The sequence below is a fragment of the Niallia endozanthoxylica genome, from assembly GCF_008710145.1.
Taxonomy (GTDB): domain Bacteria; phylum Bacillota; class Bacilli; order Bacillales; family Cytobacillaceae; genus Bacillus_BD; species Bacillus_BD endozanthoxylica.
In genome coordinates, this window is the sequence record NZ_VYKL01000022.1 from 1 (window position 1) to 25645 (window position 25645).

The window sequence follows — 25645 nt, forward strand, 5'->3', positions numbered from 1 at the left end:
AGTAGGAGAAAATGCATTTTCTCCTACTATTTCATGACAATACTGCAACCTTTCAGCGCAGCTGAAAGGCGTGTGAAATGTTCATTTCACACGAATGAGTCAAAAATCTGGCTTATCAACATAGCACTTTAACAAAGCCAATTTAATAAATAAGTTTGATTAAAATAATCTATTTGCTTTTTTAGAAATGTATTAGAGTCATTTGGGAATCTTAAAACTTGAAAACCACGGTAGAATTATGGATAAACTATTACTGATAGTGATAAATAATTGAACTATATAACAAGTAATAAGGTGGAATGTCAATGGAATTACTAGAGTGGTTTAATAAAGGGTTAATAACGGATGAGTATGTGGCTGGAATGAAAGTAAATAAGGATGAGATGAACAAGATTTATTCGGAGTATTCATTGAATCAGGAAGAAAAGGAACAAATACAGGCTATTAAAAGCAAGGAGCTAAAGGCAATAGTCATCTCAGAGGATTGGTGCGGCGACGCGATGCTAAATAACCCTATTCTATTGAAGCTTGCCGAGGAGGCCGGAATTGATGTTCGATTTATATTACGTGATCAAAATCTTGAATTAATGGATCAGTATTTAACAAATGGAACAGCAAGATCGATTCCCATTTTTATCTTTATCGACCAGAATGGAGAGGAAAAAGCCGTTTGGGGTCCGAGAGCGGAAAAACTTCAAGAGCTTGTTACAAGTGAAAGAAGCAAGCTGCCTGATCAGGAAAGTCCTGATTTTAAAGACAAGCAAATGGAAATGTACAAGCATTTAAGGGAAAGGTATCAGCAGGAAGAAGAGCTCTGGCACACAGTTGCAAAAAGTATTTTAGCGGTATTATAAGGGTGTCAGGCACCGCAAAAAGACAAAATGGCTTCATATGTCTTTTTATGGTGCCTGACACCTATTGAATTTTTTTGGTCTTGATACGATCATTCGCTAAATTTTTATCGTTTATTTTTGGCTCCTGATGGTTGATAAAATGACGAATGTTTGTCCGATGAAGGAAAATGAGCAGCAATAGGAAAATGATAAAGAGAATATCATTTTCAGCGCCAGATTCCATAATAGAATAGAGAAGTAGGACGATTCCGACTGAAATCGAACCAAAAAAGACGTATTTAGTAATAAGAATAACGAGTATAAACGTAATATACGTAATGAGAAATAATCCAATATTAGCAACTAACAGTGCGCCAGCTGTTGTTGCGATGGCTTTTCCGCCGCGAAATCCGGCAAAGACAGGAAAACAATGGCCAATTACAGCCATCAGCCCTAAGTGCAGTGGATTCATTTCCATATGAAATAGAAGGGGTAACGATGCTGCCAAAGCTCCTTTTCCAACATCAACGAACAAGACGATAATAGCTGCTTTTTTTCCGAGCACCCTTAGTGTATTAGTTGCCCCAGGATTATTGCTTCCATGTTCCCGAATATCAATGTTGAAGAAAACTTTGCCGACGATTAATGCCGTCGGGATTGAACCGATTACATATGCAAGAATAAATAGAAATATTGTCATGAAATCATCCTTTTTAGATTGCTTATCTATATATTCAATTTAATAAAAAGAAATAAAAATTAGAAGTTATTTTTTTCTGTATCTTCATAAAATAGTTAGGAGATTAGAAGAATTAAACAGAATTCTAAACTATAATAATAAATGTAAGGAAATAAAAAATGAAAAGGAGTTGGAGGAATGTTTAAAAAAGTTGCAGCCGATGTACTTGGATTGAGTGATATTGGAAGTGTCATTAAACCGGTGGATTATGATAAGGTAGATGCTGATGATTATGTGATGCATGAAGAAAATGAAAAGATCTACTTTTTGATTAAATCAAAATCAGATGAATATTGCTTTACTAATAAGGCTCTTATCCATTTGGACGGCACTAGTGCTGTAAGTAAGAAAAGGTCATTACGACGCTACAGCTATGCTGAATATAGCATTTCAGATGTTGTCCTTGAAACAGCAGGTACTGTTGATTTGGATGTTGAAATTAAATTCACGATTGGTTCAGTTCCTTTCTCCATCGATGTACATAAAAAACATATTGAGGAACTTAAGGACCTTTACAAAGCGTTAATTTCAATAGCTGAAATTTGCCGTGAGAACGCCCTTTCTCTACAGTATGCAGAGCAAAGTTTAAACTTAGCTTCCAACACATTAGGCCGTTCTCAGGTGAATGGTGAAAATATGGTCGATAATTTCAAACAAATAAATGATACAGCCTTTGATTGGCTGATGGAAAGCAGAAAGAAATACAAAGTAAAAGATTTTGGCTACGTGTTTGATAAATTTATTAATAACTAATGAATAAATAATTAATATAGGAAAAATGGGATCTGATTTCAGATCCCGTTTTTCCGTTTAAATGCGAAAGAAAAGAAAATTTAAAATATGAAACCTTTATATGTTTACTGCGTAATAGTTGATAGGGAATATTTTTCAATGTATAATTCTTTTCATAACCATAACGTTATAGTTTGGAGGTTTTACATTGGGGCCGAGAAGTTAAAAATTGGGGAGTTAGCAGAAATAGCTAATGTTACGAAGAGGACTATTGATCATTATACAAATCTTGGTTTATTAAAAGTAGAACGTTCTAGTTCTAATTATCGTTACTATGACTATTCTGCCATTGAACGGTTACGCTTTATTGAACAATGTAAAAAGGATGGTATGTCATTAGAGGAAATTAGGAAGATGATCTTAGAAGAAGATGCAGAAGAAGTTGATATTCTTGAACTAAGGTTAAAGATTAAGGGATTAGAGAAAGATGTATCAGAGATTTTAGCTCATCTTGAAAAAAATGATTTAAAGAATTATGAATATGTCAAAAAGAATGTTTCTCATGAAAGTTTGTCATTGATACATGCTTTGCTTTTATTAATTAATAATTAAATTTGTGATAACCTTTTTTAGGAAATCAAGAAGAATAAACTGATTTATTATATTAGGAGGTGTACGTCTTACTTATAGTAAGGCTACTTATTGACAACTATTAATCTATTTTTAATTGCATTATTAATTGCTTTAACAGCATTTTTCGTAGCAACTGAATTTGCCATTGTAAAAGTACGTATGTCAAGAATTGATCAACTGATTGCAGAGGGGAAAAAGGGCGCGGTTTCAGCAAAAAAGGTTGTTTCACATTTGGATGAATATTTATCAGCTTGTCAGCTGGGGATTACGGTTACAGCGCTTGGGCTAGGCTGGTTAGGTGAACCGACAGTAGAAAAACTATTGCATCCATTATTTGAGGCGTTACGTTTAAATGAATCTATTACACATGTTTTATCATTTGGGATTGCTTTTACCTTAGTTACTTTCTTACATGTAGTAGTAGGAGAACTTGCACCGAAAACAGCGGCAATCCAAAAGGCAGAAGCCGTGACTCTTTTGTTTGCAGTTCCTATCATTTGGTTTTACCGAATCATGTTTCCATTCATTTGGTTCTTAAATGGTTCTGCCCGTTTACTCGTTGGAATCTTCGGGCTAAAACCAGCATCAGAACATGAAGCAGCTCACTCTGAAGAAGAACTTCGCATTTTATTATCCGAAAGTTATAAAAGCGGGGAAATTAATAAAAATGAGTTAAAGTATGTGAACAATATTTTTGAGTTTGATGAAAGAACGGCTAGGGAGATTATGGTTCCACGTACTGAGATTGTAAGTGTTTCTATCGATGATACTTTTAATGATGTTATGAATACTATTAAAATTGAAAACTATACTCGATACCCAGTCGTAAATGGTGATAAGGATAATATTCTTGGCTTTATTCATGCAAAAGAATTGTTAACAGCTAAAATGACGAAAAAGAATCATGATAAAGACTTAAATATAGAGTCATTTATTAATCCGGTGATCCGTGTAATTGAAACCATTCCAATCCATGATTTATTAGTGAAAATGCAAAAAGAACGAATTCACATTGCTATATTACTTGATGAATATGGTGGTACATCTGGTTTAGTGACGGTTGAAGATATACTCGAAGAAATCGTCGGAGAAATAAGAGATGAATTTGACGAAGATGAAGTCCCTGAGATTCGAAAAGTAAATGAAAATCATTTTATATTAGATGGTAAATTACTGATTGAAGATGTAAATCATTTATTGGGTACAAATTTATCTGATGAAGAAATGGACACAATTGGTGGTTGGTTTTTATCTCAAAACTTTGAGGTGAAAACTGGATCGGAAGTAGAAGCTGAAGGATGTTTATTCAAAGTGCATGAAAATGATGATCACCATATTCACTATTTAGAAGTGAAAAAACTATAAAATAAAAGGGGAGATGCACGTGTTTAAGAAAATTCTGGCACGCTTTGGAAAAGGTGCTGCTACTGTGGATTTGCGTTTTAATAACCGTCCATATTATGCAGGTGAAACGATTGATGGTGAGGTACGTATTCACGGAGGGGAAGTAGAACAGAAGGTTAATTTCTTAGCGGCTCGTCTGATGATAAGTGTATCTACAAAACAAGGAACGGAGACACGTGAAGTTGCTAAGCTTCCATTAAGCAGCGCTTTTGTCATACTTCCAAAAGAACAAAAGGTCATTCCTTTTACGTATCAAATTCCACAGGATTTACCGGTTTCTAGAGGGTCTATTTCATATTACTTTGATACACAGCTTGATATTGAAGGCGGCGTGGATCGTACAGATGTAGACCGTCTTACTATTGATGTGCCAAAGCAAATACAAGTAATATTCCAAGCGATGGATATTTTAGGTTTTAGAGAGAAGCATACATCTGGAAAAGTGGATCAATATGGACAAGAATTTGCCTTCTTCCCAACTCAAGTTTTCGGAGGACAAGTGAATGAAGTGGAGTTACGCTTTGCTTATGAAGAGTCTGGGGTTCGTGTATGGATGGAGGTAGACTGTCGAAATGGATTTCATGAAATAGAGGCAAAACGTGAGTTCTTCTTAGAGCAATCCGTACTGCAAAATGAATCACAGCTGGTCGAGCTGTTAAAACAGTACATGACAGAAGTTATAGATAATCCTCAAGCCTATACAAAACCATTCTCATATACATCGCATTATGGACATCAAAGACATCATGGCGGTGGAATCGGAGGCATGGTCGGAGGCTTGGCTATGGGTATTCTAGGCGGTATGCTTCTTGGTGAGATGTTAGATGGTTTAGGTGTAGATGAGATGATGGAAGGTGCGTTAGAAGCTGCTGGATTTGATGAAGAAGCGTTCGGTGAAGAGGAAGAAGAGGATTTCGGAAGTTTCTTTGGCGGCGGCGATGATGAGGAATGGTAAAAAATAAAGGATAGTATATAAAATGAAAGCCTAAAATCGAATGATGATTTAGGCTTTTCCTATCCTTTTATATCATTAATAGTGCACTAACCTTCATTGCTCAATCTATACTCTGTTGTTCATAATTATTGAAAAGAAATATATTTGTCTGTATAATTTATTATAAAAGTATCACGTTATGGTTTAGGAATTTGATTTTATATGGAGGTCTAATGATTGACGGTCGCAATAATAACACTTATTGTACTAATTTTGTTAAATGCTTTTTTCGCAGCATCTGAAATGGCATTGGTTGGGTTAAATGATAACAAAGTAAAACGAATGGCTGAAGATGGGGATAGAAAAGCAATCATGCTGCTAAATCTCATTTCTGAACCTAGCCGATTTTTGAGTACCATTCAAATTGGTATTACGCTTGCAGGATTTTTGGCGAGTGCTTTTGCCGCTGACTTTTTTGCTGGACCACTAGCGCAGTTATTGTATGATTTAGGAGTTCCGCTTGAGCTAAAGGTACTTGATACAGCTTCTGTTATTGTTATTACTATCTTTTTTTCTTTTATTACATTAGTTTTTGGTGAACTCGTACCAAAGCAGCTTGCACTGCAAAAAGCTGAGGCTATTGCAAATTTTGTTGTAAGACCGCTTACTTTTTTATTCAAAATTTGTCTTCCGTTAGTGAAACTATTGACTTTTACTACGAATGCCGTTATCCGGTTGTTTGGGGTTGATCCAAATGCTAAAAATGAAGAAGCAACAGAAGAAGAGATAAGAATGATGGTAGATGTAGGCAGTGAACGAGGAACCATCCAAGAAGATGAAAAATTAATGATAAATAATATCTTTGAATTTAATGATAAGATTGTTTCTGACATTGTTACACACCGGACGGATATGATTGCGCTTCCGGTAGATGCAAGTTTACAAGAAACAGTAGAATTAGTAAATTTGGAGAAGTATACGAGATTTCCAGTTTATGAAGGTGATATAGATAATATTATTGGAATTTTTCACGTCAAATATCTATTTCAATTTATGGATCAGTGGAATGAGAAAGCGTTCGACTTGCGAAATTTAATCCGTAAACCGTATTTTGTCTTAGAAACACAGAGTGTAGATACTTTATTTTCAGACATGAAGAAGAATAATGTCCATATTGCCATTGTTCTTGACGAATATGGCGGAACAGAAGGACTCGTTACGATTGAGGATGTAATTGAGGAGATTGTTGGAGAAATCTCTAGTGAAATGGACGGTCCTGAAGAGGAAGAAGTCAAAAAAATCTCAGATAATAAATATTCCGCTGAAGGTATTACAAATTTAAGTAAACTTGAGAAAATGTTAAATATAGATCTGCCTGTTGAAAATTTTGACACACTGAACGGATTTTTAATAGGTGAGATTGGCTATATTCCTACTAGTGAAGAACGGCCTGTAATCTATTATAAAAATCTTTTATTTGAGGTATCAGAGGTTTCTGAAAACCGAATTGAGAATGTTATTATAACGATTAACGAAGTTGAATTTAACAATAGTAATAGTGAAAGTAAAGAAGAAAAAGTACTCATCATTTAGATATTTGTTAAATTAAGGGCTTTTTATAAAACAAAAAGCCCTTATTTGGGGAAATAGTGACTATGTTAAAAGTTTGAAACTTTATATAGGTTCGTTAAATAGAAAATAATGAAGAAAAAGGTTTCAATGTATTTCCTATCATAACCATCACGTTATAGTTTAGAAAGTAAAAATAGGGCATAAAAGCTGAAAACCAGAGAACGATTACTTAATTAATCATTAGTATCCATATGGGGACAATGTAAGTGTAATGGTTCCGAAAAGCTCATAACCAGCTTCTGAAATAAAACACAAACATAGAAGGGTCTGAATTCAGATTCTTCTTTTCCATCCTTTTTTAGTAATAAACGAACATACATATCAATCAAACGTTTGATTAACTAGATGAAATGTAAAGCCGTTACCTTCTGCTTTTTCTGTTTACAAAGTGCTTAGTGAGGGCATAGTTGGTAAATATTGATAAGTTTTTGTCTTTTAGTTATGATGATAAATATGGAAATCTTGTATTAAGTATGAAAATAGGATGATGGGCGAATGAAAAGAGCAAGAATTATTTATAATCCAACTTCAGGGCGTGAGGCATTTCGAAAAAGTCTGCCTGATGTGCTGGAAACGCTCGAAAAAGCTGGATATGAGACATCAACTCATGCAACAACTGGTCCCGGAGATGCCGTAAATGCTGCACGGATTGCGGTTGAGCGCCGCTATGAGCTTGTAGTGGCAGCCGGAGGAGATGGAACCATTAATGAAGTAGTAAATGGGTTGGCGGAGCAGGAGTACCGCCCAAAGCTGGGGATTATTCCAGTGGGAACAACCAATGATTTTGCAAGGGCGTTACATATCCCCCGTGATATCGTACCTGCTGCTGAGATTATTGCGAAGGGTGAAACCATCCCGGTTGATATTGGCCGTATGAATGATAAATATTTCATCAATATTGGCGGCGGCGGACGCTTAACTGAGCTTACTTACGATGTTCCAAGTAAATTAAAGACAATGCTTGGCCAGCTTGCCTATTATTTAAAGGGGATGGAAATGCTTCCATCCATTAAAGCGACACAAGTTAGTATTGAATATGATGGGAAGTTATTTGAGGGCGAGGCAATGCTTTTTCTCGTCGGGTTAACCAATTCTGTCGGCGGCTTCGAAAAGCTGGCTCCTAATTCATCAATTAATGATGGATTGTTCTCTTTGCTTATTTTACAAAAGACCAATTTAGCTGATTTTATTCGAATTGCCACTTTGGCTCTTCGCGGAGAGCATATCAATGATCCAAAAGTCATTTATACGCAGGCAAACCGAATTAAGGTCTTATCTGAGGAAACGGTTCAATTAAATTTGGATGGTGAATATGGCGGTCTGCTGCCGGCAGAGTTCGTTAATCTGTATCGTCATTTAGAAGTATTTGTTCCGTTTGATCAAATCAGAGACGAAGACCGGCCGACTGATTTGGTATAAATAGGATTGAATTGAAAAGAAGCTCCTATCAGGAAGGGGCTTCTTTTTTGAGGAATTAGAAAGGACTAGAAAGAAATTCTCCCTAGCCCTTTTGTATTTATATAGTATCGTTTTACTTTTACAAAAGAGTATTAATGTTTATATCGCTTTGCCTATTATTTTGCAGCTTTAGCGGCTTCAACAAAAGCTTTTATATATCCGTAAGTATCTGCTAATGTAGCACCGCTGACAGCATCAATCATTTTTTCAGGGGTTGCTTCATTTGCCTTAAGTTCTTCTTCTAATTCAACAACTGTTTTTCCTGTTACATAATCTTCAATAGCGGCAATGTTCTCATCAATTGGCACTGTTGAACCAGCTTTTTCAGCCATCATATTACTGTAAAAATCAGCATTATCCATTTTAGAAGCTAATACAGTCTTAGGATCCTTGTAGTTTTGACCAAAAGCACCCTCTGAATTAGGAACGCCTTTAATGTCTTCTCCACTTAAAAATTGATATTCATCAATAGAAGCGGCAATGATTTTATCTCCATCCATGAAAACAACTGTAGTTGCAAACGATTTGTCTCCGTGTGGAGCATTGTTTACACGTCCAATTTTAAGATCATCGGATACGGTTTCAGCTGAAGCAGTTTCCGATGATTTTGATTCTTTAGCAGTATCCTTCGCCGCTTCATCATTTGAACATCCAGTAAATACTCCAACAAGACCTAAGGCTAATACGAACGGAAATAATTTCTTCATGATGACCTCTCCTTTATTGTAAAATCTATTTGTGAATACTTACACATAAATTATATAATTCTAATAGTTTTAAGCAATGGAGTTCTAAATGATGTCGATAATTGTACAAAGGTGTGCAAACAAAAAGTGATTGAAATTCATTAGAATGCTTACTACAGCTAGGTATTTTAGGCGTTCACAGTTTTGTAAAAAATGATTGGTAATTAAGAGTTGTGATGAAGCTCACATAAGTTAAGCTTAATTTATTCAAGATTTCCTTATGACTACTGATTTGTGATACAATTTTGCTAGTCGTGTTGGCGTAGTATATATGTAAAGGAAGAAATCTGATGAGTAAAATATTACCTGTTCAAAAGAACGAATATATAGATGTAGTTTTTGAAGATTTAACCCATGATGGTGCAGGGGTTGCAAAGGTAGATGGCTACCCATTGTTTGTCCCAAATGGACTGCCTGGTGAAAAGGCAAAAATTAAGGTAATAAAGGTAAATAAAGGTTACGGCTTCGGCCGGCTAATGGAGATTTATGAAAACAGTCCGGACCGAGTAGAAATTTCTAAAGATGAAATGCATAAATATGGCGGCTGCCAGCTAGAGCATATCAGCTATGAGGGCCAATTGAAATACAAAGAAAACCAGGTCCGTCAGGTGCTCACTCGTATCGGTAAGCTTGGGGATGTGAAGGTTCACCCCATTTTAGGCATGGACAATCCATGGCATTACCGAAATAAAGCACAGGTGCCTGTCGGTGAAAAAGAGGGCAGGCTGATAGCCGGTTTTTTTAAGCCAAGAAGTCATGAAATTGTTGATACAAATGAAAGCCTGATTCAACTGCCTGAAATTAATGAGGCAGTGCAGGCGGTGAAGGAAATTTGTAATGAGCTAAAGATTCCTGCGTATAACGAGGAGTCACATAATGGTGTGCTCCGTCACATAATGGCACGCTATGGTAAGCAGACGGGGGAGCTTATGGTTGTCGTTGTAACGAAAACAACGGATATACCTCAGAAAAATAAGCTGGTTGAGGAAATCGTTGCTCGTCTGCCAAAAGTTAAGTCAATTGTGCACAATATTAATTCCAAGCGGACAAATGTAATCCTTGGAGAGAAAACAAAGGTACTTTGGGGCAATGAGGTCATATATGACTATATTGGCGATGTGAAATTTGCCATTTCCGCCTTGTCCTTTTACCAGGTCAATCCTGATCAGACAAAGGTACTTTATAATAAAGCCCTAGAATATGCAGATTTAAGCGGAGAAGAAACGGTTATTGATGCCTATTGTGGTATCGGTACGATTTCATTATTTTTAGCCCAAAAGGCCAAGAAGGTGTTCGGGGTAGAAGTTGTTCCGGAAGCAATTGAAGACGCCAAGCGGAATGCTGAATTAAATAGCATCACGAATGCGGAGTTTGCTGTTGGGGAAGCAGAAGTTGTCATCCCAAAGTGGTATAAAGAAGGGAATGTCGCTGATGTCTTGGTCGTTGATCCGCCGCGTAAGGGCTGTGACGAAGCATTGCTGCAAACTATTATTGAAATGAAACCGAAAAAGGTGGTTTATGTCTCCTGTAATCCCGCTACTCTTGCACGTGATTTAAGGGTTTTAGAAGATGGTGGATACAAGACAATAGAAGTTCAGCCGGTTGATATGTTCCCTCAGACTACACATGTGGAGTGCTGTGCCAAGCTTGTATTAAAAAGGAATTGAAATGAAACTAATGTCCAGTCTTGTTAATGACTGGGCTTTTTTTGTATGTAAGAAGGATGGTAATTAGCAATGAAGCAGGAAAATAACCTTTGTATGACTAAATTTACCGATTCTGAAATTCAGAAAAGTTGAAAAATGTCTGCGTACTAATTTAATAAAATATGATAGTATTTATTTTAAATGGAAGTTTTTAAATAAGGCGGGAAAAAAGAACATGAAAAAACAGCGAATGATAATCGGGATTACCGGAGCAACTGGAATCATATATGCAGTAAGATTACTGGAAGAATTAAAACGTTTAGATATTGAAACACATCTTGTGGTTTCGCAGTCAGCACAAATGACATTGGGATATGAAACGGACATGACCATTCATGACCTCAAGGGTCTGGCGGATGTGAATTATTCCGTAAAAGATATTGGCGCAGCCATCTCAAGCGGTTCCTATCAGACAATGGGGATGATTATAGCTCCATGTTCAATTAAAACAATGTCCCAAATCGCATACAGTATCACAGATAATTTAATTACCCGCGCGGCGGATGTCGTATTAAAGGAGAGAAAAAGGCTTGTGTTAATGCTTAGAGAAACCCCGCTTTCCCTCACGCATATTAGGAATATGGAAACTGTCACGGAAAATGGCGGCATTATCTTTCCTCCTGTACCAGCTTTTTATACAAGACCAAAAACAATTGACGATATAGTGGATCAAACGGTAGGAAGAGTGTTAGACCTTTTCGGCTTCGATACCGGTGAATTTAAGCGATGGGGTGAGGAGTGATTTCTCTCGTATTGCAATATAGTTGACGAACATTTGGGGGGGTAAATAATGGAAACAAAAGAGGTTGTAAATAAGACGAAAAACTCTGCTAATCTAGCAGCTCGTAACCTAGCAGATTTGCAGGGTATCGTGAAGTTTTTAAGAGAGGAGCATCTGCTAACTGCGGTAAAAAGCAGAGTGAATGTTAAACATGAGATGGCAGGAGTAGCGAGCCGATTTGATGGGGGTAAAGCTGTGCTTTTTGAATCGCTGTCCCACGAAGCTAACGCCCCATTATTCACAGGCTTATACTGGAACCGGGCTGTGCTTGCAGCAATTTTTAATACGGAAGAAAAGAACCTGCCTTTTTTTATGGCAGATGCAGTAGCTAACTGGAAGAAGGAACCTGTCAATCCAATCGTTGTGGAGAGTGGTCCTGCAAACGAGGTCATTCTGGATAAAAATGAAGATATGCTGAAACAAATTCCAATCCCTACGCTTGCTTTAAAAGACGGCGGTCCCTATTTGGATTCCTGTATACTCATTGCAAAGGACCCTGAAACAGGCGTAAGAAATGCATCTATTCAGCGGTTAATGGTCGCAGGACCGAACCGGTTGACCATGCAGTTGGATATGGGGCGCCATTTGCGTGACTATTATGAACGGGCAGAAAAAATGGGTGTGCCGTTAGAAGTTACCATCAATAACGGTGTTGGTCCAGCTGTTCATTTTGCGGCTGTTACTCCAAGCAATGCCGCTTCTCTTGACGAGGACGAGCTTGGTGTTGCAAGTGAACTTTTGGGTGAGCCTTTGCGTTTATTACGCTCACAAGAAGTAGATGTAGAAGGCATTGCTGACGCCCAATATATTATCGAAGGGGAAATCCTTCCTTATACAAGGGAGCTTGAAGGACCTTTTGGAGAAGTAACAGGATACTACGCGGAACAGGATAATCGATGGGTCATTCACGTGAAGGCGGTCACAAGAAGGGAGAAGCCGATTTTTCACGCGATTATGCCGGGAAGGGAAGTATACAATGCCGTTGGATTAATGGCAGAAGCGAGCATCTTCAACCAGGTTTCAAACCAGGTACCTGATGTAAAAGGTGTCTTTTTAACATATGGCGGCTGTGGTTTTTATCATGCAGTCGTTCAAATTGAAAAAAGCAGAGAAGGCGTCCAAATAGAAGCAATTAACGCTACTTTTTCAGCTTTCCCGCCCTTGCGCCGTGTGACAGTTGTCGATGAAGATGTAAACATTTATGATCCTCTAGATGTGGAATGGGCCATTGCCACACGTCATGATCCAGAAAAAGGGGTAATCCTTCTTCCTAACGCTAGAGGGCATGAACTAAATCCGATGATAATAAACGGAATGGGAACAAAGGCTGGAATTGATGCAACTGCTCCTTTCCCACGTCCGAGGAAATTCCAGCGGGTTACGTTACAGGATGTCAACCTGCAAGAATATGAAATAGAGAGTTGATGAGCCTCGTTCAAACCTAATGCCATCAGCAAAAATTAAAGAATTTAGTTCAACAAGTCAGAGGTTGAAATTCGAAATAATGGAAAATACCACTAAGAGAGTGCCAATTGGAGGATAACTGAAATCATTGAGCATGGTAATGGGATGAAAAAACTGTTATCAGAATATATATCTTAAGGATTTTGTAAGTATATAGATTTTTATTAATAATAAATTAAGTGTGTAAACTCCCTCAGGCAGCTGGTTTTGAGGGAGTTTTTGTTGCATGAGTAAATTGAAATGACATGTTAGTTCTCTAGTTATAACAAACAAGGTATAAGAGTAATTAACATGCATACATATGAATGGGTTACACCTTAAACTCCTGGGGCAGGTGATTGCATGGAGAACTCATCAGAAAATAACAAACTAGAGATTGAAGTTTAGCTTTCATAAATATAGTTAGATTCTCTGTGATGGAGACTCCATCTAAAAAGGGGGAGTTTTTTCTGCAAAAAGAGGATGACCGCCAAATGGTAGCCACCACTTTATTATTTAAAAAATCTCTTTTTAATTCGATAATCCTAAAATTAACTCTTTATAGATATCAAAGAATGCAAAGTAGTAATCTTTGTAGACATATTCATCTGTTTTGTGTGCCATTTTTGTTTCGCCTGGACCAAACATCATGAATGGGAAGTTGTCATCTTTACCTCGTAACAAGTTTGAAGCATCCGTCACCCCTGGCGAGCCTTTAACAGAAATATCTAAACCTAAGTATTTCTTACCGAGTTCTTTAGCAAGATCAACCATTTCAGAGTGTCCTGAAGTGAAAACACTTGGTAATGACATGGTCACTTCAACATCAATATCAGAGCCTTCTTTATTATATTTGTTAGCAGTTGTGTTGAATAAGTTGATTACTTCATCGTTATCAAATTCTGGAATTGTACGTACGTTTATTTCAGCTACTGCTTTTTCTGGCACTGAGTTAACTTGGTTTCCCGCATTAAAAATAGTTGTACTCATAACTAATTTATCTAGAACTTCATTTTTACGATTATCGCCATTCAATTTTTTGTCTAGTTCTAATAGATATTCCATCAATGGATTAATTGCGTTATAACCTTGGTCAGGCATAGAACTGTGTGCTGCTTCACCAGTAGACGTTACACGCAAGTTAAGTGATCCTTTGTGAGAGTAAATAATTGTGTCATGAGAAGGTTCAGCTACCCATAGATAATTTACGTCATCCATATAGCCTTCTTCGTATAATTTTTTAGAACCTGCACCACCGACTTCTTCACCAGTAGTTGCCATAAAACGGACAGTACCATTTTTCAGATCATTATTTTCTTTGAGTTCAATCATCACTAAAGCAAGGTTAACTAAACCTGCTTTCATGTCATTTGTTCCACGTCCGTATAATTTTCCGTCTCTTTCTGTCAATGTGAACGGATCTGAAGTCCACTCGCTTTCATCACCAGGAGAAACGACATCCATATGACCAGAAACACCAATGATTGGACTCCCGCTTCCAATTTCAGCCACTAAGTTAACGCGAGTGTCTGTAACGGGAACAATTTTAGATTCAATACCGTGTTGGGCAAATAAAGCTTTCAAGTAATTTGCCACTTCAATTTCGTTGTCATTAATAGATTTAATCGCTATAATGTCAGATAAAATCTTTACCTTTTCTTCTTCTGTAAAATGTTTCACTCGAAAACCCTCCAACATTTTATCTGTCTATCCACAATGAGAATACAGCTGTATTTTGCCCAAAAGTCCATTAATAAGTTAGCCAATAATAATTGGTGAACTATACTCTGGAGGCAACGTTCAAAAATGCAAGGAGTATTTAGTTCCGTCTGGAAGATTGCAGGTCTCCTCGGCCCATTGGCAGGTGGATTTTTTCGAATCAGCTGGTATTGGATTATTATCTAAAGAATTTTTTAATGAAAATTTTGGAGGGTCTATAAAAAGAGGTACCCAAGTTGATTGGGTACCCCTTCATCTTTAATTAAAACACTTTCGTAGTCCAATCCTCACAATTCCAAATATCGGTCGCAATTTCACGATAGAAATCAGGTTCGTGGGATACCATCAAGATACTTCCGCGATATGCCTTTAAAGCACGCTTCAATTCTTCTTTTGCGTCAACATCCAAGTGATTGGTAGGCTCATCTAGAATTAATAAATTCGTTTCTGTGTTAATAATTTTACATAATCGAACTTTGGCTTTTTCGCCACCAGAAAGGACTTGGATTTTACTTTCAATATGTTTCGTTGTTAATCCACACTTTGCAAGAGCAGCCCGGACTTCAGCCTGATTCATACTTGGAAACTCGCTCCAAATCTCCTCAATACAAGTGTTGTTGTTGGACTCTTTAACTTCCTGCTCAAAGTAACCGATGTATTGATACTCACCACGTTCCACTTTACCCGAAATTGGATTAATCAGCCCAAGAATACTTTTTAAAAGAGTAGACTTACCAATCCCGTTTGCACCCACGAATGCAATTTTTTGTCCGCGTTCCATTTTCAAATTCAGAGGGCGAGAAAGTGGTTCATTGTAACCAATAACAAGATCTTCAGTCTCGAAAATCCAGCGACTAGATGCACGAGATTCTTTGAAGTTAAACTCTGGTTTTGGCTTCTCTTTGCCTAATTCAATAATTTCCATTTTGTCTAGCTTCTTTTGACGAGACATCGCCATATTACGAGTCGCAACACTTGCCTTGTTACGGGCAACGAAATCTTTTAAATCAGCAATTTCTTGTTGTTGACGCTTATAAGCAGACTCTAGCTGTTGCTTCTTCATTTCATGAATTTTTAAGAAGTTATCATAATCACCAGCATAGCGATTCAACTCTTGGTTTTCCATGTGATAGATCAAGTTAACAACATTGTTCAAGAATGGAATATCATGTGAAATCAAGATAAATGCATTCTCATATTCCTGTAAATAGCGCTTCAACCATTCGATATGTTGTTCATCCAAATAGTTGGTAGGCTCGTCTAGTAATAGGATCTCCGGCTTTTCTAGCAAAAGCTTAGCTAGCAACACTTTCGTACGTTGTCCACCGCTAAGGTCATCTACATCTCGATCGAGTCCAACATCATCTAATCCTAGACCACGAGCAACTTCCTCAACTTTTGAATTAATTTGATAGAAATCATTACTATCTAATGTTTCTTGCAGCTCTCCAACTTCTGCAAGTAATGCATCAATATCAGCACCTTCATCACCCATTTTTGCATAAAGTTCATTGATCTCTGCTTCAGCATCAAAAAGATATTGAAAAGCAGTACTCAAAGCTTCACGCATCGTGGTACCTTTTTGAAGGACAGCATGCTGGTCTAAATAACCAACACGAACTTTTCGTGACCACTCAACTTTTCCCTCATCGGGTTGCAACTTCCCCGTAACAATATTCATAAAAGTAGACTTACCCTCACCATTTGCCCCAACTAGTCCAACGTGCTCTCCTTTTAAAAGTCGAAAAGACACATTATTAAAAATCGCACGATCACCGAAACCGTGACTTAAATCTTTTACGTTTAATACGCTCATTTTTTTAACTCCTTATCTAATATCACATGTGGATATCTTACTAGATTTTGACCGCTTTTTCTATCTTGAATTTATTTTTGTAAAAAATTGCAATTCGATTTTGGTCTACATTGAAGTCTGCCTCGGAATAAGGAAAAAATTACTTTTTGATGACGCAACTGACCAGATAGTAGACTAAGGAATCGGTTGGGGAATCAGGTTAAGTACGCCATTTAATAAATAGACGGAAATATTCCGCCTATCGAATCGAAAAACGTAAAAATTGGGGATTTTGCTTTGAATAATCGGAAAACCTTCCTTTATATACTCCGAAGCGAGCTCCATCCCGCATGTAACTGAAAAATCTCCACTTATTATACTTCTAATGCTTACTCAATTAAGGACAAGACTTCCTTTTTAAATGGGATATTTTTGACGGTGGACCTTACGTAACAAGGTAAACTCACCAGCATCTTATTGTGTTGTCACATACACTCTGCACATGTGGAATGCTGCTCACTGCTTATTAGGAAAGATAAATAAGGGATGTAATAGATAATAAGAGCCTTTTCTAGATGGAAAGGCTCTTTGATAATTATGTAATACTTTGCTCCTTATTAGGCAAACTAAGGGTTGTGTTCAAACGGTTCACAATTATACTTAGTTTTGGAGGAATGCCTAAAATGAGCTATTTTGCAAATGTAAATACAATTAAATACGAGGGTCCAGATACAAAAAATCCATATGCATTTAAGTATTATAACCCAGAGGAAACGATTAATGGTAAATCAATGGAAGAGCTCATGCGCTTTGCTGTGTCTTATTGGCACACATTCACAGCGGGAGGCACTGATCCTTTTGGGGAAGCTACAATGATAAGACCTTATAATCAATTAACAGGAATGGATCTAGCAAAAGCGCGTTTAGAGGCATCGTTTGAGTTTTTTGAGAAAATGGACGTGCCATTCTTTTGTTTCCATGACTATGACATTGCACCGGAATCAGACTCCTTAACAGAAACATTTAAGAATTTAGATGAAATTGTTGCAATGATAAAAGATTATCTAACAACGAGCAAAACGAAATTGCTTTGGAATACAGCAAACATGTTCTCTCATCCGCGTTGGTTGAGCGGAGCAGCAACCTCTCCAAACGCTGATGTTTTTGCTTATGCGGCTGCAAAGGTTAAAAAGGGCCTTGAGGTAGCAAAGGAACTGGGAGCAGAAAATTATGTGTTCTGGGGCGGCCGTGAAGGGTATGAGACATTGTTAAACACAGATATGAAGCTTGAGCTTGATAACCTAGCACGCTTTTTCCACATGGCAGTAGATTATGCAAAGGAAATTGGCTTTAATGGTCAGTTCTTAATTGAACCAAAGCCTAAGGAGCCGACAAAGCATCAATATGATTTTGATGTTGCAACAGGTATTGGGTTCTTAAAAACCTATGGATTAGATGATAAATTTAAGTTTAATATTGAAGCTAATCATGCGATACTTGCTGGACATACGTTTGAGCATGAATTACATGTTGCCCGTATTCACGGAATGCTGGGTTCAGTTGATGCGAACCAAGGTGATCCGCTGCTTGGATGGGATACAGATGAATTCCCAACAGATTTATATTCAACAACACTGGGAATGTATGAAATCTTAAAAAATGACGGTCTTGGTTCAGGTGGATTAAACTTTGATGCTAAAGTAAGAAGAGGTTCCTTTGATCCAGAAGATTTATTCTTGGCTCATATTGCTGGTATGGATAGCTTTGCAGTAGGAGCGAAGGTTGCTCAAAAACTAATCGAAGATAAAGTATTAGATAACTTTATTGCCGAACGTTACAGCAGCTATACAGAGGGAATTGGTCTTGATATTGTAGAAGGAAGAACGGACTTCCATAAACTTTCAAAGCATGCATTAAAGCTAGATAACATTGAAAATAAATCTGGCAGACAAGAGAATTTAAGAGCTATACTAAATCAATACTTAATAGACGCGTATCGAGGGTAAAAACAAAAATGCTGGATTACTTAAATGTAATCCAGTATTTTTTATATTTAATAGGGTAATAGTCATGAAAATCGTTGAGAAAAGGGAGCCTTTTAGTTATTTGCTATTCATTTTGTTTGAATAAGTTGTTAAGATTTAATATTTGGATAGGGATCAATGGTTTGAATAGTCCCATCTTCGTTATGAGTTAATTCTGTAAATTTCACACTGCGTTTATGGTCGACTCCTCCGGATAAGGAGCTGTCATGATAGAATAAATACCATTTATCCTCAAATTGGACAATAGAATGATGGTTTGTCCAGCCCATAACAGGTTCTAAAATTTTGCCTTTGTAAACAAATGGCCCTGTTGGACTTTTACCTACTGCATAGACAATGAAATGGGTTGATCCAGTGGAATAGGAAAGGTAATAGTCTCCATTATATTTATGAATCCACGCGGCCTCAAAAAAACGTCTGTCCTCATCGCCGGCAAGGAGCGGGTTACCATTTTCATCAATAATGGATATCTCTTGGGGTTTATCCTTAAAGGTAAGCATATCGTCGTTTAATTCGGCTACAATCGGCCCTAGAGCAGGGTTCGTTGCAGCAGGACCTTCTGCATCAGCAACAAATGTACCTGTCTGCCATTTTTCCAATTGTCCTCCCCAAAGTCCGCCAAAATATATATAAGCTTTTCCGTCATCATCCACGAATACGGCAGGATCAATACTATAGCTTCCCGGAATGTAATTCTCCTCCGGCTTAAAAGGACCGGATGGACTTGTACTTGTTGCAACACCAATTCGGAAAATACCATCATGATCTCTTGCCGGAAAATATAGATAGTACTGATTATTTTTATAAGCGCAGTCCGGTGCCCACATTTGCCTGCTTGCCCAAGGCACATCTCTGACATGAAGAACTTCTCCATGGTCAACACATGGAGAATTAAAATTTTCGATAGATAAAACATGGTAATCTTCCATTTTATATTGATCACCATTGTCATTCGATGGTTCATCATGTTCAAGGTCATGGGAAGGATAAATATAAAGTTTTCCTTCAAATACATGTGCGGACGGATCTGCTGTATAGATATGTTCTACAATTGGTTCGTTCGGCTTTACGATTTTAGTCATTCATTGTTCTCCTTTAAATAAAGTATTTAATGCCTGTTACCGAGACATCACTTTACTAACGGTATTATGTTCCACTTTTAAGGATGCTATGTTAGAAATTAATGGACGTTGAAGGAAAGGCAGGGAAAATCGACAGCGTTCCATTAAGGAAGTTTTGGGGAGAGTGGAATAGGACTCTTAGCCAGTAAATATTAGACTAAAAAATAGTTTAGGTGGTCCTTATCTTCCTAATATCATTTGCTATTCATTGTTTGTTTTTCGAATAAATAAAGTTGTTGATTTCTAATATTTTTTTATTAAGTATATGGCATATTTATTCATAAAAAGGTAAATAAAAGCGCTTTATTTAAGTGGAAGTCTCGAAAAAATTCTATTGATTAATTGATTAAAATTGTTTATCTTATAATTAGTTGATTGGAACAACAAACTAAAATAAACGGTAATTTAGAACAACCAAAATATTTCTATACTTTAGTCATTTTAATATTTTTTAGAAGGAATCATGATATATATTTTTAATTTTAAAAACGCACTCAAAATAAAGTAAGAGGGTGATAGTTATGACAAAAATTCAAAATCCAGTCTTAAGAGGTTTTAATCCTGATCCAAGTATGTGCCGAGCAGGGGATGATTACTATATTGCTGTTTCTACCTTCGAGTGGTTTCCAGGCGTATTAATTCATCACTCTAAGGATTTGGTGAATTGGCAACTTGTTGCACGTCCATTAAATCGTGTATCACAATTAGATATGAAGGGAAATCCAAATTCGGGCGGAATTTGGGCCCCCGACTTAAGCTATGCAGATGGAAAGTTCTGGCTCATCTATACAGATGTAAAAGTAACTGATGGTGCCTGGAAGGACTGTCATAACTATTTAGTTACCTGCGATACAGTGGATGGCGAATGGAGCGAACCGATTCGTTTGAATGGCTCTGGGTTCGATGCTTCTTTGTTCCATGATAATGATGGAAGAAAATATTTAGTGAATATGCTATGGGATCCAAGAAGCTATAATCACCCTTTTGCTGGAATTGTCATGCAGGAGTATTCACATGAAGAAAAACGTTTAATCGGCAAACCAAAAGTAATTTTTGAAGGTACAGATATTAAACTAACAGAAGCACCGCACTTGTATCATATTGATGATTACTATTATTTACTGACAGCAGAGGGCGGTACTAAATACGAACATGCCTCTACTTTGGCAAGATCCAAAAATATTGAAGGTCCATATGAGCTTCATCCAGATAATCCGATTCTCTCATCATGGCATGATCCAAGAAATCCATTGCAGAAATGCGGGCATGCTTCCATTGTTCACACACATACGGATGAATGGTATATCGCTCATTTAACAGGCAGACCGCTGCCAACCGAAGGAGAACCTGCCCGCGTTGCTAGAGGATATTGTCCATTAGGAAGAGAAACAGCTATCCAAAAGTTAGAATGGAAAGACGGCTGGCCATATGTAGTAGGCGGAAAAGAAGGATCCCTGGAGGCAGAAGGACCGCAAATGGAAGAAGTGAAATGGGAACGTAACTATGAAGAAGTCGATCATTTTGACAATGATACCTTGAATATTCACTTTCAGTCTTTAAGAATTCCGTTAACAGAAGATATGATGTCCTTAACAGCCCAACCAGGAAATTTACGTCTTTATGGTAAAGAGTCCTTAACTTCAACTTTTACACAGGCATTAGTTGCAAGACGCTGGCAGTCATTCCATTTTGATGCAGGTACAAGTGTTTCCTTTGAACCTGATACATTCCAACAAGCTGCAGGTTTAGTATGCTATTACAATACGGAGAATTGGACATCGATTCAAGTAACTTGGAATGAAGAGAAAGGACGGATTATTGATATTGTTCGTTGTGATAATTTTGCTTTCTCCCATCCAATTCAAGGTTCAGAGATTCAAGTTCCAGAATCAGTTGAGTATGTACATTTTAAAGTAAAGGTTCGGGAACATATTTATAAATTCTATTATTCTTTTGATCAGGAAACATGGCATGAAATCCCTGTTGCCTTCCATTCTTATAAATTATCAGATGATTATATTCGCGGCGGCGGTTTCTTTACTGGGGCATTTGTCGGAATGCATTGTCAAGATGTAAGCGGTATGGACAAACCAGCTGACTTTGACTATTTTATGTATAAGGAATTGTAGAATATAAAGTATGAATATAGAGTGCCAGGCGCCATCTAGAAATTTGGTGCCTGGCACTTTTTGTTGGAAAAATAGCAGCACACACCATGTGTGGTCTGTGCTGCTAATGTTAATATGTTTTTCGTTTTATCTGAGACAAGAGGCCCTTTTCAACTTCTATGATGATTTTCTATTACTTCCTATCACATCCTGTTCTCTCAACCAAAAAGTTTTTTTAGAAAATATACTTAAGATAATTGGAATGATTAGTAATACAATAGTTACATATATAATTGGGAATACCGATAAATGCTCTAGTATCGTACCACCTAATGCACTTCCAAACACGATTCCAAAATTAAAGGTACTAGATTGCAAGGATGTTGCAACATCTTTACCTGTGTCAACTTGTCTTGTTACAGCTGCCTGGAACATGGTTACAAGTGCTCCGAAAGACACCCCCCATAAAAGGAACGCAATATGCGAGATGATTAACATTCCTTTAAACCCTACAAATAGAAACATGGTTCCAAAAGCCAAAGTTAACATAAAGACGGTAAGTGGTCCTAAATAATCATCCACAACTTTACCCGCTAATACCACGGAAATAATGGTTCCAATACCAAACAGAATGGAAGCCATCTCAATTCCACCGGCAAACTCAAAATATTCTACAAGCGGCGAAATATAAGTATACAAACCATAATGTGCCATGATGGTAAGGAGAGTCACGATTAAGCAAATCACAACAGACCGATTTTGGATGATGTAAAACGGTGAATTGGCGGCTGTTCGTTTTTCCCCTTCAACTGACGGCAGAATCATTTGTCCTAATATGGCAATAACAAAAATGATGGCAGAGAGAACTCCGAATTCGATTCTCCATCCAAGTTCAGTACCGATTGTTGTCATAATCGGCAAACCGATTCCAAGTCCTAAAGTACTTCCAGACATTGTTACGGCAATGGCTCTTCCATGTAAGTTAGGGGGCACTAAGCGCAAAGCATAAGCAGAAACCATTGGCCACAATACACCTGCACTAGTTCCTCCGACAAGTCTAGCAAAGGCTGTAAGATAGTAAGATGAGGAGACAGCGATGATTAAATTTGAAATTCCAAATATGACCATTAATATCGTCAAAAGCTTTTTTCTATTCATGGACATTGTTAAGGTTATTAATGGAATCGTACCAACTGCAGATGCAATGGCATAAACACTTACTAATAAACCTATAGAAGAATATGATACCTGTAATCCATCACTCATTTGGGGCAGGATTCCTGAGGGGACTAATTCTGATAAAATCCCCATAAAGGTAACACTTGAAAGAAGTAATAAATACAGCCACGGAAACTTTTCATTTTTCTGTTCCATATTTCCCCCTAGGATGTTTACTATGTTTATCATTATATACTGTCTCTTTTTCCACCTCAATTCTATTAATATAACGAAAGCTGTATTGGACTGGCACTTTTGGGAGTATTTGCGGTGCTATATTTTGATATGGTATATTCTATGGCAATGGAAACGGCTACTTATCTGGTTATCTGTTCGTATTAGTATTAATTTTAGAAGTAGCCCGCCATGTTTAACGCTGAGGGATTATTACATATTTACCTACTTTTACAGTTTTTTCAAAAACTATAGGGGGCATTTAAATTGGAACTTAAGCACAAACAACCTGATTTAGAAGTCAGAGTAAAGAACATCATTCAAGATAGTGGGTTGCAATTTAAAGATTTGAATAATAACGGGAAGCTTGATCCTTACGAGGATTGGCGCTTGAGTCCAAGAGAACGGGCAGAGAACCTTGTTTCATTGATGAATATCGATGAAAAGGTTGGTATGATGCTTATTAATACACGTCAGATGGGGCTTTCTCAAAAAGATAAGAGTAAGACAAGTCATGATGGTGTAATCGATGAAGGTATCGTTGAAAAAGGTGAAACGATTTTTGCTATTTCCAAAATCTATGGAACAACGCATACAATTGAAAATATGCATTTGCGGCACTTCATTCTACGGGATAATTGGAGCCCCGCTGAAATGGCAGAATGGGTTAATAAAATGAATGAAGTATGTGAGGGAACACGTCTTGGAATTCCCTGTTTGATTGCCTCTAATTCAAGAAACGAAAATACAGAGTTCATCTTTGGGATGAATGATGCAGCAGGGATTTTTTCCACTTGGCCGGGAACGTTAGGACTTGCCGCCGCAGCTAAAGGAGATATAAAAAATGGCGGGGATGCCTCACTTATCAGCCAATTTGCTGAAATTGCACGTGAAGAGTGGAATGCTGTTGGAATTAGAAAGGGTTATATGTATATGGCTGATACCGTTACAGATCCTAGATGGCAACGGATCTACGGTACATTTGGTGAGGACCCGGAATTTATTTCGGATGTGATTGGCCGTCTTCTTGACGGATTTCAAGGGAAGGAATTAGGAAAGCATAGTATTGCCATGACGACTAAGCATTTTCCTGGCGGCGGAGCACGAGAAAATGGTTTTGATCCCCATTATGAAGAGGGGAAGTGGAATCCATATCCAACCCCAGGAAGTTTAGAAAAGTATCATATGCCGCCGTTTCGGGCAGCGGTTGAACATGGAACTTCATCCATCATGCCGTATTATTCCATTCCTAGTATCAAGAAAAGTGTGGTTCAACAATTTGAAGGGAAAGACATTCCTTTCGAAGAGGTCGGCTTTACCTTTAATCATTATTTCTTGCAGCATATCCTTAGAGAAAAACTAGGGTTCAAAGGTTATGTTAATAGCGACAGCGGTGTAACGGAAAAAATGAGCTGGGGTGTTGAAACCCTAAGTGAGGCGGAACGATTTGCAAAAGCTATTAATGCAGGAACAGATCTGATTTCTGATACAAATGATATTGAAAATCTTAAAAAAGCCATCGAAAATGGCTGGATTAGTGAAAAGCGCATAGATGAAGCCAATATACGACTCCTGACAGAAATGTTTACGCTAGGTTTATTTGATGACCGTACCTATGTTGCACCAGAAAAGGCTACTTCAGTGGTTAGTAATTCAGCTAATTGGGAGGCTGCCTATGAAGCTCATAAAAAGTCGGTAACAGTTCTTAAAAATCATAAACAGACATTACCTTTAACAAATGAAAAGTTTGAAAATAAGAAGGTTTATGTAGAAGTCTTTCATAAGGAACCGGAACGGGCGGCTTCTTACACGGAAAAAGCAAGAAAGGAATGTCAAGAATTAGGTCAATTTATTTTGACCGATAATTATGAGGAAGCCGATGCAGCTATTTTGTTTCTAAGTCCAAAATCAGGCGCCTATTTTAACGCGACACCTGGACTTTTAGAACTTGAAATATGTGAAAATAAAACATTAACGGCATTAGACGGTTCTACGTATGAAGAAACTACATTGACTGGTATGGATCGGCTAAAGGAAATAGCAGATAAAGTCCATATTCGCGGGGGAAAGGTCATTATAAGTGTTAATGTCATTTTGCCATGGATACTGGGAAATGTGGAACCATTGGCAGACACATTAATTGCTGGATACGATACGTATTACAAGGCACAATTTGAGGTGGTGGCGGGTAATTTTCAACCAGTGGGTGTTTTACCGTTAACATTGCCTGCGAGTGAAGCTGTTATTGCCGTTGATGAAAATGGAAATTGTGTATCGAGAAATGATGTCCCAGGCTATGACAAGGATAAATATATGCCTGAAGGACTCCAATATGCCTATAAAGATAGCGATGGCAATATCTATAAGCTTGGTCATGGACTAACATATTAATAAAAAACTGAATATAAACTCAACGTCACCCGA

Annotated in this window: 19 protein-coding genes; 13 read left to right on the forward strand and 6 right to left on the reverse strand. The window is 37.5% G+C overall.

Translation table 11 applies throughout. The annotated features are described in order from the left end of the window. Window positions 1–305 precede the first annotated feature (305 nt). Complete coding sequence (locus F4V44_RS14575; RefSeq protein WP_150440756.1) at window positions 306–854, forward strand: thioredoxin family protein; 549 nt, start codon at window positions 306–308, stop codon at window positions 852–854. 61 nt (window positions 855–915) lie between these two features. On the opposite strand, the gene plsY is transcribed toward F4V44_RS14575, so the two are convergent. Beyond that, complete coding sequence (gene plsY, locus F4V44_RS14580; protein WP_150440757.1) at window positions 916–1533, reverse strand: glycerol-3-phosphate 1-O-acyltransferase PlsY; 618 nt, start codon at window positions 1531–1533, stop codon at window positions 916–918. A gap of 177 nt (window positions 1534–1710) precedes the next feature. Here plsY and F4V44_RS14585 point away from each other — a divergent pair, with 177 nt between their 5' ends. The 6 genes from F4V44_RS14585 (at window position 1711) to F4V44_RS14610 (ending at window position 8326) form a co-directional block, all read left to right on the forward strand. Continuing rightward, complete coding sequence (locus tag F4V44_RS14585; RefSeq protein WP_150440758.1) at window positions 1711–2325, forward strand: PH domain-containing protein; 615 nt, start codon at window positions 1711–1713, stop codon at window positions 2323–2325. Between the two features lie 138 nt (window positions 2326–2463). Beyond that, window positions 2464–2916, forward strand: coding sequence for a MerR family transcriptional regulator (locus F4V44_RS14590; RefSeq protein WP_150440759.1), 453 nt, complete (start codon window positions 2464–2466; stop codon window positions 2914–2916). Between the two features lie 90 nt (window positions 2917–3006). Further along, the gene (locus F4V44_RS14595) at window positions 3007–4302 is read left to right on the forward strand and encodes a hemolysin family protein (RefSeq protein WP_150440760.1); all 1296 of its coding nucleotides are present in this window, start codon (window positions 3007–3009) and stop codon (window positions 4300–4302) included. A 19-nt stretch (window positions 4303–4321) separates the two neighbouring features. Next, window positions 4322–5296 (forward strand): sporulation protein, encoded by a 975-nt coding sequence (locus F4V44_RS14600; protein WP_150440761.1) that lies wholly within the window; start codon window positions 4322–4324, stop codon window positions 5294–5296. Between the two features lie 216 nt (window positions 5297–5512). Next, window positions 5513–6868 (forward strand): hemolysin family protein, encoded by a 1356-nt coding sequence (locus F4V44_RS14605; protein WP_150440762.1) that lies wholly within the window; start codon window positions 5513–5515, stop codon window positions 6866–6868. 534 nt (window positions 6869–7402) lie between these two features. After that, entirely contained in the window at window positions 7403–8326 is a 924-nt protein-coding gene (locus F4V44_RS14610; RefSeq protein ID WP_150440763.1) for a diacylglycerol kinase, read from the forward strand. 155 nt (window positions 8327–8481) lie between these two features. Here F4V44_RS14610 and F4V44_RS14615 read toward each other — a convergent pair whose 3' ends face one another. Beyond that, a complete protein-coding gene (locus F4V44_RS14615) occupies window positions 8482–9072 on the reverse strand; it encodes a hypothetical protein (RefSeq protein ID WP_150440764.1) in 591 nt (196 codons plus the stop codon). A gap of 329 nt (window positions 9073–9401) precedes the next feature. Between F4V44_RS14615 and rlmD the strand changes: the two genes are divergently transcribed. The 3 genes from rlmD (at window position 9402) to F4V44_RS14630 (ending at window position 13023) form a co-directional block, all read left to right on the forward strand. Then, window positions 9402–10778: a 23S rRNA (uracil(1939)-C(5))-methyltransferase RlmD gene (gene rlmD, locus F4V44_RS14620; protein ID WP_150440765.1), complete on the forward strand. Its 1377-nt coding sequence runs from the start codon at window positions 9402–9404 to the stop codon at window positions 10776–10778. Window positions 10779–10992: 214 nt separating this feature from the next. Continuing rightward, window positions 10993–11559, forward strand: coding sequence for a UbiX family flavin prenyltransferase (locus tag F4V44_RS14625; protein WP_150440766.1), 567 nt, complete (start codon window positions 10993–10995; stop codon window positions 11557–11559). A gap of 48 nt (window positions 11560–11607) precedes the next feature. Then, window positions 11608–13023 carry a UbiD family decarboxylase gene (locus F4V44_RS14630; RefSeq protein WP_150440767.1) on the forward strand — a complete coding sequence of 472 codons (1416 nt, stop codon included), beginning with the start codon at window positions 11608–11610 and terminating at the stop codon, window positions 13021–13023. Window positions 13024–13572: 549 nt separating this feature from the next. Here F4V44_RS14630 and F4V44_RS14635 read toward each other — a convergent pair. Both F4V44_RS14635 and F4V44_RS14645 read right to left on the reverse strand, forming a co-directional pair. Further along, complete coding sequence (locus F4V44_RS14635; RefSeq protein WP_150440768.1) at window positions 13573–14721, reverse strand: ArgE/DapE family deacylase; 1149 nt, start codon at window positions 14719–14721, stop codon at window positions 13573–13575. Window positions 14722–15022: 301 nt separating this feature from the next. Next, the gene (locus F4V44_RS14645) at window positions 15023–16576 is read right to left on the reverse strand and encodes an ABC-F family ATP-binding cassette domain-containing protein (RefSeq protein ID WP_150440769.1); all 1554 of its coding nucleotides are present in this window, start codon (window positions 16574–16576) and stop codon (window positions 15023–15025) included. Window positions 16577–17238: 662 nt separating this feature from the next. Here F4V44_RS14645 and xylA point away from each other — a divergent pair. After that, window positions 17239–18561, forward strand: a complete 1323-nt coding sequence (gene xylA / locus F4V44_RS14650; protein WP_150440770.1) for a xylose isomerase — start codon at window positions 17239–17241, stop codon at window positions 18559–18561. A 128-nt stretch (window positions 18562–18689) separates the two neighbouring features. Here xylA and F4V44_RS14655 read toward each other — a convergent pair whose 3' ends face one another. After that, window positions 18690–19682: a glycoside hydrolase family 43 protein gene (locus tag F4V44_RS14655; protein WP_150440771.1), complete on the reverse strand. Its 993-nt coding sequence runs from the start codon at window positions 19680–19682 to the stop codon at window positions 18690–18692. Between the two features lie 560 nt (window positions 19683–20242). On the opposite strand from F4V44_RS14655, the gene F4V44_RS14660 reads away from it, so the two are divergent. After that, window positions 20243–21850, forward strand: a complete 1608-nt coding sequence (locus F4V44_RS14660; RefSeq protein WP_150440772.1) for a glycoside hydrolase family 43 protein — start codon at window positions 20243–20245, stop codon at window positions 21848–21850. A 156-nt stretch (window positions 21851–22006) separates the two neighbouring features. On the opposite strand, the gene F4V44_RS14665 is transcribed toward F4V44_RS14660, so the two are convergent. Continuing rightward, window positions 22007–23203 (reverse strand): MFS transporter, encoded by a 1197-nt coding sequence (locus tag F4V44_RS14665; protein ID WP_150440773.1) that lies wholly within the window; start codon window positions 23201–23203, stop codon window positions 22007–22009. A 285-nt stretch (window positions 23204–23488) separates the two neighbouring features. Between F4V44_RS14665 and F4V44_RS14670 the strand changes: the two genes are divergently transcribed. Further along, window positions 23489–25612: a glycoside hydrolase family 3 protein gene (locus F4V44_RS14670; protein ID WP_150440774.1), complete on the forward strand. Its 2124-nt coding sequence runs from the start codon at window positions 23489–23491 to the stop codon at window positions 25610–25612. The last annotated feature ends 33 nt before the right edge of the window (window positions 25613–25645 follow it).